This is a genomic window from Acidobacteriota bacterium, from assembly GCA_016713675.1.
Taxonomy (GTDB): domain Bacteria; phylum Acidobacteriota; class Blastocatellia; order Pyrinomonadales; family Pyrinomonadaceae; genus OLB17.
In genome coordinates, this window is sequence record JADJOS010000004.1 from 218,790 (window position 1) to 232,331 (window position 13,542).

The 13,542-nt window shown below is 51.6% G+C and carries 12 protein-coding genes and 1 pseudogene; 9 read left to right on the forward strand and 4 right to left on the reverse strand.

Annotation, left to right across the window (positions count from 1 at the left end):
* The first annotated feature begins 574 nt into the window (after window positions 1-574).
* From IPK01_14365 to IPK01_14405, 9 genes and pseudogenes are all read left to right on the forward strand, one after another.
* Window positions 575-796 carry a hypothetical protein gene (locus IPK01_14365; GenBank protein MBK7934623.1) on the forward strand — a complete coding sequence of 74 codons (222 nt, stop codon included), beginning with the start codon at window positions 575-577 and terminating at the stop codon, window positions 794-796.
* Complete coding sequence (locus IPK01_14370) at window positions 696-1,553, forward strand: PhoH family protein (GenBank protein MBK7934624.1); 858 nt, start codon at window positions 696-698, stop codon at window positions 1,551-1,553. Before IPK01_14365 ends, IPK01_14370 begins: the two co-directional genes overlap by 101 nt.
* Window positions 1,537-1,962, forward strand: coding sequence for an rRNA maturation RNase YbeY (gene ybeY / locus IPK01_14375; protein ID MBK7934625.1), 426 nt, complete (start codon window positions 1,537-1,539; stop codon window positions 1,960-1,962). The genes IPK01_14370 and ybeY overlap by 17 nt, the downstream gene beginning before the upstream one ends.
* Before the next feature lie 92 nt (window positions 1,963-2,054).
* Window positions 2,055-3,565, forward strand: a pseudogene (gene zwf, locus IPK01_14380) (glucose-6-phosphate dehydrogenase).
* A 57-nt stretch (window positions 3,566-3,622) separates the two neighbouring features.
* Window positions 3,623-4,939, forward strand: a complete 1,317-nt coding sequence (locus IPK01_14385; protein MBK7934626.1) for an HlyC/CorC family transporter — start codon at window positions 3,623-3,625, stop codon at window positions 4,937-4,939.
* Between the two features lie 442 nt (window positions 4,940-5,381).
* Window positions 5,382-6,017, forward strand: coding sequence for a peroxiredoxin (locus tag IPK01_14390; GenBank protein ID MBK7934627.1), 636 nt, complete (start codon window positions 5,382-5,384; stop codon window positions 6,015-6,017).
* Window positions 6,018-6,333: 316 nt separating this feature from the next.
* Entirely contained in the window at window positions 6,334-6,654 is a 321-nt protein-coding gene (locus IPK01_14395) for a hypothetical protein (protein MBK7934628.1), read from the forward strand.
* A 251-nt stretch (window positions 6,655-6,905) separates the two neighbouring features.
* Window positions 6,906-7,349 (forward strand): hypothetical protein, encoded by a 444-nt coding sequence (locus IPK01_14400; protein MBK7934629.1) that lies wholly within the window; start codon window positions 6,906-6,908, stop codon window positions 7,347-7,349.
* 215 nt (window positions 7,350-7,564) lie between these two features.
* Window positions 7,565-8,071 carry a hypothetical protein gene (locus IPK01_14405; protein ID MBK7934630.1) on the forward strand — a complete coding sequence of 169 codons (507 nt, stop codon included), beginning with the start codon at window positions 7,565-7,567 and terminating at the stop codon, window positions 8,069-8,071.
* 76 nt (window positions 8,072-8,147) lie between these two features.
* On the opposite strand, the gene IPK01_14410 is transcribed toward IPK01_14405, so the two are convergent.
* The 4 genes from IPK01_14410 to IPK01_14425 all read right to left on the reverse strand — a co-directional run bounded on the left by IPK01_14410 (window position 8,148) and on the right by IPK01_14425 (window position 13,504).
* Window positions 8,148-8,699 (reverse strand): hypothetical protein, encoded by a 552-nt coding sequence (locus IPK01_14410; protein MBK7934631.1) that lies wholly within the window; start codon window positions 8,697-8,699, stop codon window positions 8,148-8,150.
* Window positions 8,696-8,989 carry a chorismate mutase gene (locus tag IPK01_14415; GenBank protein MBK7934632.1) on the reverse strand — a complete coding sequence of 98 codons (294 nt, stop codon included), beginning with the start codon at window positions 8,987-8,989 and terminating at the stop codon, window positions 8,696-8,698. The genes IPK01_14410 and IPK01_14415 overlap by 4 nt, the downstream gene beginning before the upstream one ends.
* Window positions 8,990-9,221: 232 nt before the next feature.
* Window positions 9,222-11,825, reverse strand: a complete 2,604-nt coding sequence (locus IPK01_14420) for a PIG-L family deacetylase (protein MBK7934633.1) — start codon at window positions 11,823-11,825, stop codon at window positions 9,222-9,224.
* Window positions 11,822-13,504, reverse strand: coding sequence for a sodium:solute symporter (locus IPK01_14425; protein MBK7934634.1), 1,683 nt, complete (start codon window positions 13,502-13,504; stop codon window positions 11,822-11,824). The genes IPK01_14420 and IPK01_14425 overlap by 4 nt, the downstream gene beginning before the upstream one ends.
* Window positions 13,505-13,542: the final 38 nt, after the last annotated feature.

The window sequence follows — 13,542 nt, forward strand, 5'->3', positions numbered from 1 at the left end:
AATCAATATGCTCCTCTAATTAGGTAAAATATCGTGATATTTACAAAGGAGTAAGAATATCATACCGCCCGAATCGTGTGCAAAGCGGCCAAGCTAATTGGGCGCCGCCCGAGGTTGTTAAATTATAAGCCGCGGGACGGTTCACTCGGCTGAAATCCTATAAGCTTTCCCCGCTCAATAGCTTACAGGCACACGCTCAACATTCTGTTCCAGCTTGTCCCGCACCTGTCCCGCACCCATAGCGGGACATATAACCTCTGTGTTTTCAACATTTTACAACACTTTACACCCCATTCTTACTGGCGTTTCCCCCATTTTTCTGAAAACGTACATTACAATGTCTTACAGCACCCGAGTCGCACTGTGTACAGGACATTGTACCATATTCGCAACACTCCTCCCACACTTTTCTTTGCGTTTGGCCGAAAATAGTCCACGATGCAAGGGCTTTGGTTGCTGCCGAAAAACTTGTTGCAGTGCCCCGATCCGAGGCACAGATTTGTTTGACACTAATTGTTTGTTTTAGTAGCCTCACTGTTATAGAAACTAGCTCCGACTCGCAAAATAACTAAATTTGAGCAACCTCAAAAAACTAGAACTACCACCCCAAGGACTCAACACGCTGTTTGGCGTTCAGGATCAAAACCTCAAGTATCTCGAATCTATCTTCGACGTGACCATCGGTTCGCGCGGGAATGAGTTTCAGATCGATGGTGACGAAGCCGATATCGCGACGGTCGAGCAGATACTGGACGATTTCGAAGAGCTTTTCAACGGGCGGCAATGTTTTCAGTGATAAAGAGCTGCGGGACGCTTTCAAACAGATCGCCGAGGACCGGACCTACCGACTGACGGACCACTTTCTAAAAGCACGTTTCAATCCAACCGGCAAGAAACAGGTCGCACCGAAAACCGCGAATCAACGCAAATATCTCGACGCGATCGCTGCCAATGACCTCGTATTTGGCATCGGTGTTGCGGGAACTGGGAAGAGTTACCTCGCAGTTGCAATGGCGGTTGATGCGTTGTTCAAAAAACAGGTCAGCCGCATAGTGCTTACTCGTCCCGCAGTCGAAGCTGGCGAACGGCTTGGCTTTTTGCCCGGCGATCTACAGGAAAAGGTCGATCCCTACTTAAGGCCGCTTTACGACGCGCTTTTCGATCTGGTCGACGCTGAAAAGGTCACGAAGATGCTCGAAAAGCGTATCATCGAGATCGCTCCGCTCGCATTTATGCGTGGCCGAACGCTGTCTGACGCGTTTATCATTCTCGACGAGGCTCAAAACACGACGAGCGAGCAGATGAAGATGTTCCTCACCCGCATCGGCCCGGGTTCAAAGGCCGTCGTCACCGGCGACAAAACCCAGATCGACCTCCCCGGCCATCAACGCTCAGGCATCAAGGAAGCCGAAGCCATACTGCAAGACATCGAAGGCATCGCCTTCGTCCACTTCACCGATCAGGACGTTGTTCGGCACAGGCTGGTGCAGGCTATCGTGCAAGCATATGATGCACATTCGGCAAAAAATCAATCAGATGATCGACGTAATTAATCTGCAAAGAAAGATTCCGGTTGATCTCGACGATTACCGAACATTCGCTAATGGAATTAGCGCGAAGATTTTCGAAAACCAAGGGCGGAAATTTGCAATTGCATTGATAAACGACAGCCGCATGAAACAGCTCAACGAACTGTTTCGCGGCAAAAAGACAACTACCGACGTTCTCTCATTCCCGCACGAACCCGACGAATTTGAACCTGACAAGGATAATCTCGGTGACATTGTGATCTCGGTCGAGCAGGCTCAAAAGCAGGCTGCAGAAAATGGCCTGACGCTCGAGGGTGAGATCAAACAGCTTATCCTCCACGGCCTGCTGCACCTCTGCGGGTACGACCACGAAACCGATAACGGCGAAATGAATGCCCGCGAATTGGAACTCCGCGAACAACTAGATATTTGAACTAGGTATTTGATCATCTTCTCCGTATTCAGTCTCAATCGAGTTAGATATCCGTTCCATCATTTTCTGTGTTAATCTGTGGCGAATGCGTTATGAGTGATACGACAAGATCCGCCGACCCTTGTGTAATGGTCATCTTCGGTGCGACCGGTGACCTTACCAAACGCAAGCTGCTGCCGGCACTGTACAATCTCGCGAAAGAGGATTTCCTGCCGCATACATTTGCGATCATTGGCGTCGGGCGTCAGGAAATTACGACCGAAGATTTTCGTGCTCAGGTGCTGGCCAATTATCACGAGTTCCTGCCTCATCCGCCGGATGCGAAACTGCTCAAGTGGTTCGAGGAACGCGTCTATTACACGGGCGGTGATTTTGACGAGGACAAAAAGCTGTTTGGCGACCTGAAAGCCATGATCGGCGACGTTTGTACTGCACATCAGATCCCTGAAAACTACTTCTTTTACCTCGCAACGCCGCCCGCCCTGTTCGCCGACGTGACCGGAAAGATAGTAAAAAGCGGCCTCGGAAAAGAGGAGAACGGCCATTGGCGTCGCTTCATTTTCGAGAAGCCCTTCGGTCACGATCTGGAATCGGCCAAGACCTTGAACGCCGATCTTCTCAAGCTCATTGACGAACATCAGATCTACCGCATCGATCACTACCTCGGCAAAGAAACGGTCCAGAACATACTAGTTTTCCGTTTCGGAAACAGTATATTCGAGCCGATCTGGAATCGTAATTACATCGACCACGTGCAGATAACTGTCGCCGAAAAGCTTGGAGTGGAGCTTCGCGGCGGTTATTACGACTCAGCCGGGGCGTTGCGCGATATGATCCCAAATCACATCCTGCAGCTCGTCACACTGACCGCGATGGAACCGCCCGTCTCATTCGAAGCAAATGCCGTTCGTGACGAGCAGTCAAAGATCCTACACGCTATTCAGCCATTCGCGCCGAAGATGTGCTTCGCCGCAGTGTTCGCGGTCAATATGGCGAGGGCACGATCGACGGCAAGGCCGTTCCCGGCTATCGAGGCGAAGAAAAGGTCGCACCATTCTCCAACACCGAGACTTTCGCCGCACTCAAATTATCGATCGACAACTGGCGTTGGGCCGACGTGCCGTTCTATATCCGCACGGGCAAGCGAATGCCGTCCAAACATTCGAGCATTATCATTCAGTTCAAGCGGGCACCTTTCGTTCTCTTTCGAGATACGTCGATCGAGCGCCTGACGACCAATCGGATCGTCATCCACATCCAGCCGGACGAAGGCATCACGCTGCATTTCGGTGCCAAGATCCCCGGGCCGATCGTCAATATGGGCGCCGTCGATATGGACTTCAACTATCTTGACCACTTTGGCGAGCAGGTAAGCACGGGCTACGAACGCCTGCTGTTCGATTGCATGATCGGCGATGCCACGCTCTTTCAGAGAGCTGATATGGTAGAAGCAGGCTGGAGCATTGTCACGCCTGTTCTTGACGTTTGGAAAGCACTGCCCGCGAGAGCCTTTCCGAATTACGCCGCCGGCTCGTGGGGACCGTCCGATTCCGATGCGATGCTCGAGCACGACGGCCGTGCGTGGAAGAACCTCGAAGATTAGACGACGCGATCACATAATCTTTTCTTTTCCCGGCCAACACTCTACAATTAACCAAATATGGAAATTGAGATAGTCGTTGCCGTTATCATTCTGCTCGCATTGGTCTTCCTGGCGACGGTCGATATGGCGTTCTCTCACCTGTCAGACGTCAGCCTGCGGCGCATATCGGCGGATGCTGAGCTGGCACAAAAACAAACATCTGCTCAGTTCCTTCGTGAGATCATCGACAATCGTGCGAGGTTCCGCTTTGCCCTATCGTCGGTCATTCAGATCCTCTTGATCTCGTTTGCCGTGCTGCTGACGATCATCGTACTTTCGTTTACGACCAGCCGAAACTGGCTGCTTTTCTTCGCACTTGTGATCGGTTTGGCGGCGACGGTGATACTTCGTCAGATCGTGCCGCGGCTTGTAGTCCGGAATAACACTGAGAAGAAGCTGCTCTTTTTGCTGCCCGCCGTGCGGCCGATCTATGCAATCGCGTCGATCATCGTCGAGCCTTTTGTCACTCGTTCCAACACCAAAGAGGCGAATCGCCTCGAAACGACCGCCTCGCCCGACGCTCAGGACGACCGTGACGACGACAACGACGACGATTTCCAAGCTCTGATGGAGGTCGGCGAGGCCGAGGGCATTATCGAGGAGGACGAACGTGCCCTGATCGAGACGGTCGTCGAATTCGGCGACACACGGGTCGGCGAGATAATGACGCCGCGGACCGAGATCGTGGCGCTTCCGATCGACGCGACCGTTCGACAGGCACGCGATACGATCATCGCTGAGAAATTCTCACGTCTGCCGGTCTACCGCGACAGCATTGACAATATCGAAGGCCTGATCTACGTCCGCGACCTGCTCGTCTCCTGGTCCGAAGGCAAAGAGGACATGCCGGTCAACGAGATATTGCGCGACGCTCTGTTTGTGCCCGAGACCAAGACTGCCGACGAACTGCTCAAATCAATGCAGAGCGGCCACGTTCAGATCGCGATCGTCATCGACGAATACGGCGGCGTCGCCGGCCTCGTCACGGTCGAGGACCTGCTCGAAGAGATCGTCGGCGAGATCGAGGACGAGGACAGCTCGCAGGAAGAGATCATCGAGATCGTCGAGGCCGGAGGCGGCCATTGGGACGTGCTCGGCTCGACCGAGGTCGACAAGATCGAACGCCTCGTCGATCTCGAACTCGAAGACGAAGACTACAACACGATCGCCGGCCTCGTCACCTCTGAGGCGGGCTACGTCCCCAAGGTCGGCGACAAACTAAACTTGCGCGGCCTCGACATCGAGATAATCAAGGCCGACGAAAAACGCATCCAACTACTCCGCCTACGAAAGGCGGTAGAGGACGATGAAAGCGACAGCTCGTCCGACGCCTAAACGAAATACCCATAATCTTCAAAGATCAAGCTATGATCCGATTTCGTCCTGCAGGACAGCGAAATCGGCACGATTTGCGTAAGTCATTGCTGCACAGGATGTTATAGCATTTCAGTTCAAAATCTGTCGCAACCTGTCCCGCTCTTGTCCCTCTCTTGTGCGTGACAAGTAACCGGTGTGTTTTCAATACTTGCGAAGACCTTCTTTGCATTTTGCCACCATTTTCAAAAAAAAACGCAAGATTTTGTCATACAGCGTTTTATCTATGCAACAGTTTATCAGATACCAGATGCACATTCAAGGAGTTTTTCACAGAATGGAGCAGACTCCGGCATCTATTCGCCAAGCCCTATCGGTTCCGATCAGCAGCGTTTGGTCAGGATGTCTGTTCAACACGAATAGCGATTTGATATACTCGACCTATATCAATGGAGGTAATGTTATGGCTATGCGATTGGGTGATACGGCTCCGAATTTCACGGCAGAAACAACACAAGGTATGATCGATTTTCATGAATGGCTGGGGGACAGTTGGGGGGTGCTGTTTTCGCATCCGAAGGATTACACGCCGGTCTGTACGACCGAACTGGGAATGGCGGCGAGGTTGAAGCCGGAGTTTGATAAGCGGAACGTGAAGGTCATCGGGCTGAGCGTCGATCCGCTTGCATCACATCTCGATTGTGAAAAGGATATCGAGGAAACGCAGGGCACGGCTGTTAATTTCCCGATGATCGCGGACAGCGACCGCAAGGTGTCGGACCTTTACGACATGATCCACCCGAACGCCAATGACACCATGACCGTTCGCTCGGTCTTTGTCATCGGCCCGGACAAAAAGGTGAAATTAACGCTGACCTATCCGGCATCGACGGGACGGAACTTTGCGGAATTGCTGCGTGTGATCGATTCCCTGCAGCTGACCGCCAACTACGCCGTCGCCACGCCAGTTAACTGGCAGGACGGTGACGACTGCATCATCGGCATGGGCATCTCGAACGAAGACGCGAAAGAGAAATTCCCCAAAGGCTGGACAGAGGTGAAACCATATCTGCGGATTACAACGCAGCCGAATAAATAGGACTTATTTTCTGCTAAGGTCTAAAACAAGGGGTAATAAGAACATAACTCTTTTCAGCCAATGACGAAGAAAGAGGCCGACTTGGCTGAGGCATCGAAACGCGCAAAATGGCAGGCTGTTGTGGACGCTTCGCGACATCGTAATCTCCATTTTGGTGTTATCTGTGATCTATGGTGGCTCTTGGGCGATAGGATGGGGATTTCCAGTTGGATTTCCTCCTTATCTGGATTGTGTTGTATGGCGATTCTAAATAGCTAAAATTCTTGGTCCGCGGACAAGGATCAATACCACGCAAACTAAGCTTCTCGGCGATAATTTGCCGAGTGACAAGTTGGTTAAAGATTCGATCATTCGAATGAGGAAAATGTCGCGAAAGAAATATCTCCGGTGGGAGAAACTACGGCTTAAGGGAAAGACCTATTTTGTCGCGAGAACTGCGCTTGTTTCCGGCATTTTCTTTTTCGTGATGATGAATCTGGCCAGTTGGGCGTGGAGCGGGCTGCCGCTTTCGAGCTTTTTTCTCCTCGCATATCCAGCATTGGGCTTGCTCACAGGATCCATGATCTGGTCGGTGAACGAAGACCGATTTGAGCAGTTTATCGCCGCCAAAAAAGCGAATGCAAGGCCGCGGCGGTAAGAATTCATTACCGCGAAACAGACGAAAGATACGAAAAACCAGGACGAGCTTTGCTTCGCTCATTTGATATATTTCGCAGTTGAAAAACTTCCGGACAGTCGATAGTTGCGTTCACGCCGTCGAGCGCATTATTATATTTGCGTCACAAATTGATCTTTGGTTTGACACGGTTCTCGGACCGGAAGCCGCTCTAACGTATGCTGCTTCGCAGCGTCGGGACATCAAAAAACAAAAGGAGTAAATTAATTACCATGAAAAATCTCTTAGCTATTGCAGCTCTATTCTGTTTCGCGATCTTTGCAGCCGCCTGCGGAGCTCCCGCAGCCAACAACGCAAACAATTCGAACGTAAAACCGGCGTCCTCGCCGGCAGCAACGACCCCGGCAACTACCGCTCCGGCAACAACAACGACGGCGCCGAAAGCTGACGACAAGAAGACCGATGTCGCTGCGGGCGATTCGGTCGGCGTAGCTGAGTGCGACGAATATATCAAAAAGTACGAAGCATGCCTGACCAGCATCGCCGCTAAGGCTCCGGCAGTCGAAGGCCCGATGAAAACAGCTTTTCAGGCACAACGTGACGGATTTAAGAAAGCAGCCTCGACACCCGAGGGCAAAGCTACACTTCCGGGCATTTGCAAAAAGGCCATCGAAACCGCTAAGGCTTCGACCTCGGTGTATGCCTGCACCTGGTAAACCACTGCAATTCTTGACAGAATCACCCGGTTCGAAAATGTTCGGATCGGGTGATTTTTTGTTTTGCTATCCGTTCTCTGCAATAATCCCGGCGTCCTCTGCGTGGAATAGAACAGGGCGGACGAAAGAGCCCACGCGGTAAACTCGGAGCAAAGACGCAGAGATCGCTGAATGACCACTTGTCGAATCTTTGATAAGCTTATAGCCGGATCGATATGAAACTGCAAGCAGAAATAGACGGCGAGAAACACGAGGTCGAGATCGGCCGCGACGGGCGACTCGTAACGGCGACGGTCGACGGCCGTGAGTACAAACTCGATGTTTCCGAGCCTGAAAAAGAAGTGCTTCTCGTCAAGAACGCTAACAAGGTCTCACAGGTCTTTGTGTCTCCGAAAGCAGGTTCTGTTTCGGAATTTGGTGTGACGATCCACGGACAGGCCCTCGATGTTGAGATCATCGATCCAAAGCGTTTACGCGGAGCGGGCGACGACCATGACAGCATAGATGGCCTCGCCGAGATCAAAACCGCCATGCCCGGCAAAGTGGTACGAATTTTGGTCGAATTGGGAGCTGATGTCGAGAAAGGCGACGGCATCATCGTAGTCGAAGCGATGAAAATGCAAAACGAACTAAAGTCGCCAAAAGACGGTACCGTGAAAGAGATCAGAGCCGCTGAAGGCCAAACCGTCAACGCCGGCGAGGTGCTCGTCGTCATCGAATAGCTCTAGATCCTAAGCCAGCGGAGGACGGGCGGCTTTGAATTTGTTACTTCACGTTCCGAGGCACACGTCGTGCTTATTATTTTTTCCCTATTGAAATGACCGCAAAGGTAGTCACATTACTCGCTCTGTCGGCGATCCTTCGCCTCAAGATCGACGCACCGTAGATCTCGGCTGCCCTTACACTACAGATAGCCGCATTCCTTACAAGGCCCGCGACCACGATCGACCGTACACTCGATGCCGTGTCAAAGCCTGTCAATTGCTCAAGGTGCGGATTCGCCGTAAGGAACGATGAGCATTGTTTCAGAGCTTCGGCGTGTGACCTGACGATCGAGAGGTCATCAAACGTTGCCCCTTGCACACCGGCCAGGACATGTTCGATCCGGATCTTGACATGATCGACGACCTTGGGCCGTTTCTTTTTCATGAGTGACTTGGTCGAAGCAATCTCGCCAACGATCGAATTGCGGACCGGAATTACCGCATATTCCGCTAGTCCGCTGCGTAGAGCTCCGAAAGCACCTTCGAACGTCGAACATTCGATAAGCCCGATTTCGCCGTCGAAATACTCGATTGCCGCAGATTCGCTGTATGAGCCTCGAATTCCGGCTATCGCAACCTGGTTCATCGTAAGGCTCCATGTCGCAGAACTTCATAACGAACGGCTTGCTGAACCCGCCTCGACTCCGCCATTATCGCCTCGTATATCTGCAGTATCGCCTCGTCAGTGACCTTCCCCGCCGCGATCCGTGTCGCGTTTGAGATCACATCGGATTCGCGAGAGCGGTCGGAGATCGGCAAACCGGCACTGAGCTTAAGCATCGATATATCTCGGGCCGCACTTGACCGCCAGATCAGCAACTCGATAATTGCAGCGTCGATGGCGTCGATCTCTTTTCTTTTCTCTTGGATGGTCATATTCCGTAAGATCGAAAAGCCGTGAACTTTTTCAGTTTCACGGCTCTTGTTTGCTGGATGTTATTGATCACTAACTTTTCACAACACAAACTTCAGCCGCCTTTACCCATCAGGTAAAAGTAATTAAGGCCAAATTTGCTAAAACTGTGAATTCTCATTGTCAGTTATACTACTAATGATATCTCATTGAATATAATATCTTGTTTCGGACCTGTCAATCTATTTCTTCTGTCTATTTTGCCGACTTTGGAATACTGATCAGATTTGCGAACAGTCTGTATGCACCCGATACCCCTGATGGCAGCTGCCTGAAGAACGAATAGCTGCAATATATGAACTTCCCTTTGCCGATCTCCGCAACAACCAGACCGCCCTTGTTTTCGGCTTCGCCCGCATCGTGAGATTCGAGCAGCGAGACATATTTGGCGTCAAATGTATTGAGATTGTAGGCATTACGCTCCTGCACCCAACCGGTGAAATCGGCATCCGTTATCTTGTTCGGAAAATTGAAGGCCGGGTGCTGCGGCTGGAGGATCGTCACTTTGGCATTCTCGTCAACGACGCGTACATTGCCGGCGGCGGGAAAAGGCAGTATTTGCTGCAGGCCCGCTCGTTGGTATTGAACCATCAGATTCCCGCCGTTCTTTACATAATCGAGTAGACGCTGGTTGTTCGCCACATAATCGGGCCGCGTCTCGGTCGCACGAATGCCGACGATGATAGTATCAAATCTTGCAAGTTCGCCGGAAGCGAGATCTTTTTCGTCAAGCATCGTCACTTCCACGCCCATTTTTTTGACGGAATCAGCAACCTCATCGCCGCTGCCCATAATGTAGCCGACCTTGACAGGCGCGACCTTAAGATCAAGCACCTCGACCTTTGTCTCGGCACGCGTGTAAAAGCGGTGCGTCTGGATATGCGGATAGGCGATGGTGTTCATCGTCTGCGAAGCGAGGCTTTCGCCCACGGATGCGTTCGCGAAGACGTTATAGCTTCCGGGCTTGGTCTTCGCCGGAATCGTAACAACGAATGCAACACTCGTCTGCTCGCCCTTTTTCTTTAGATCGAATGTGCGGTTTTCGGCGGTCACTTTCCATTCGTTCGGCGTGTTAATGACGAGTCCGGCAACACCTGTAGTTGGTTTTGCGGAATGGTTTGTGATACCGACCGTGAGCGTGCGTGTCTGCGGTTTATTGCTTTGCGGCACGATGAGCAGTTTTTGATCTACGCTTACCGATAGGGCGGGGACGAGGTTCAGATCGCGGCGGATCTCACCCCTCGTCGCATCGGCATAACGGAACTGAACCGGCCGAAGAAAAGTGACTTCCGCACCATACACATTCATTTTTATGGCCGCACCCAAGCTCTGAGGGTCAAACGGCTGGTTTTGATCGGCGGTCGCAGGCCAACGAAATAGGTCTCCATCACGAGGATCTTCGAGCCAATAAGGCTGGGTGACCTTCGCGTCGGCCGGAACCTTCACATTGAAATAGGCCGACTGATTTGGACTTTCGCGACGGTTAAAGCCCGGATTCCCTTCCTTCGGAGCTTCGGCATTTACTACCTCCCATCGACGAGGAGTTTTCATTGATATCTCCTGTATCTTGATATCTTCCGTCTTTGGATAATAGACATTGACTGTCGATAATATGCTCTCGCCCGGCACGACGGTCTCTCTATCAACAAGTGCGTCGAATTGAATTCCCGCGGCGATCATCATCGCGTTGGCCAGATTTTCCTGGACGGCCTCGAACATCTCCTTCGTAAATGGTTTGCGGGTCGAACGCTCGCCATCTGCGGCAATATTGTAAGCACTCGCCAGCTCAGCTACGATCCCTTTGGGGTCATCAACGCGATATTTTGAGCCGATCTCGACCAGCTTTTGTTCGAGCGTCGCCAAGATACGGCCCACACGCTCTTCCGAATTATTGGTGATCCTAGCAATTCCCTTGATCGAGGTATCCAGCCCGTCAAATGGAGACGATTCTTTGGCCGAAACATCAGTTGCACCGAACTTTAAGTTAAGACCGGAATATATCTCGCCCTTCAATTCCAAACGGCCTTCGCCTTGTGATTTGTGCTGGCTCCGGCCTTCCATGGCGATCTCAAAATATGATCGGCCGAGGATCTGATCATATGCACCGGTATTTGATCTGAGTGATGCTGTCGAATTAGCGGAAAAACCTTGTCCAACGTAGAACTTCGATACTTCCCAGGCAAATCCCGCGTCCTTGCACTGCTCAGGGTCAGCGGCCGCTTTTACCGCAAGCGGAGAAATGTAGCCGGCGTATTGGTGCTGGCCGTGACCGTCAGCCGAGGTGCCTGAAAATCGCGAGATGACCACCAGCGGCTTAAATTTTCGGATCGCTCGCACGGTGTCGCACAGGACGACCCTTTCGTCCCATTTTCTCTTTGCTTCGTCAAGAGTTTTTGAAAATCCATAATCAAAAGCACGGGCAAAATACTGTTCGGCACCGTCGAGGCGTCTCGCCTGCAATAACTCTTCTGTGCGGATAACGCCGAGCGATTCGAATAGTTCGGGGCCGATGATATTTTGTCCTCCGTCGCCGCGTGTAAGTGATAGATAAGCGGTTCGGGCATTTTCGCCTCGAGCCAGATACGCAAGCAGGGCCGAATCTTCGTCGTCGGGATGGGCACCTATCATCATTACACTGGCAGTTGTGTTCAGGCGTTTTAACAGTTGAGCAAGGCCGATCGCACCGTAATCATTGACCGATCGTACCTGTGCTGAGGCAGCCGCAGGGATCAAGAGTTGGAAAGTGACAAGAACTGCGACAAACGCTGCGGAGGATTTGTTGAAAATACTGAGCTTCATATCAATGTCTCGATCGGCTCCCCGGCCTTAGGATCTTTCCGTACGGTCAAACTAATTAAATAACCTGCAAAAACGGTGACCAGACAGCCGATCACGTTGAACCAAAGGAATTCAATGTCTGTAAACAAACTCGCGGTCCAAACTGAGGCGATCCCAAAGAGTAGGCCAAAGAATGCACCTCTTGCTCTCGCTCTTCTTACGACAAAGGCCAGAACAAATACACCAAGCAGTGATCCATAGAAAAACGAGCCGAATTTGTTGACAACCTCGATGAGCGAACCAAGATTGGTCGCAAATAGAGCGACAATGCATGCAAATACGCCCCAAATGAACGTGCTGAGACGCCCCACCAATACGTAGTGCGAATCAGTCGCCTCAGGCTTGTAAAGCCGCCGGTAAAAGTCGATCGTCGTCGCTGTCGCAAGAGAATTAAGCTCGGCCGATATCGACGACATCACTGCCGCAAATATCACAGATATCAATAGGCCGATTACGCCGATCGGCATATTCTCGAGGACAAATGTCGGGAAGACATAATTGACGTCGTTGAACGTTGGGTTGCTGGTCTGCCTGACAAATGCCACAGCTTCTTTGCGGCTTTCGTTGAACTTTTTGTCCGCGTCGATGTAGCTCTGACGGGTAACCTCATCACCTGTCGAAAAGCTGATCGCCGCCTCACGCCTCGCAGCGTGGGCAGCATCATATTTGCTCTGAATCTCGCGAAACTGTTCAGTTTGCTGTGCCTTAGCGACCTCGGCTTTGTTAAATACGATCGGCGGGGCGGAAAACTGGTAAAAGATAAACACCATGATTCCGATCAGCAAAATGCCGAACTGCATCGGTATTTTGAGGAATGCACTCATCATGAGCGATGTCCGCCCCTGAGCGACCGACTTGGCAGTCAAGAACCGCTGGACCTGGCTCTGATCGCAGCCAAAATAACCGAGCATCAGAAAAAGTCCGCCGATCAGGCCTGACCAGATCGTGTATTTCTCTTTCAGGTCAAAGGTCGTGTCGACCATGTTGAGTTTGCCGAGACTTCCGGCAAGATGAAGCCCGTCGCCAAGCGATACACCCGTTGGAAAGCTCCACAATATGACCAGAAAACAAACGCCGAGCCCGAAAAAGATGACAATCATCTGCTTGACGTCGGTCCACGTAACCGCCTGAACACCGCCAAAGACCGTATAGATCGTCGTCGAAAGCCCGATCGCAAATATCGTTGCCGTCAGATTCCAGCCAAATACTATCGACAGGACAATTGACGGCGCCGATATGATCGTGCCGACGCCGAGTCCGCGCGAGATGAGAAAGAAAAAACTGGTCAGCGTGCGGACCTTTACATCAAACCTCTTTTCAAGGTATTCATATGCTGTAAAGACGTTTGCCTTGTGAAAAAAAGGCACCACGGTCACACAAAGGATGATCATCGCGAACGGCAGCCCGTAGTAGAACTGTATGAAGCGCATTCCGTCGCTGTAGGCTTGTCCGGTCGTACCGACGAGCGTGATAGCCGAAAGCTGAGTCGCCATCACTGACAATCCGACGGCCCACCACGGCAAACCGCGATCGGCAAGAAAATAGCCTTCTTTGGTGCCCGTGTGCTTGGTCATGCGGATGCCGTCCCAAACGACATAAACCAAATACGCCGCCACAATTGCCCAGTCCAGTGATCTCATCTTCAGACTCTAACTAAAATACTGAGAGAAAGCCCAGA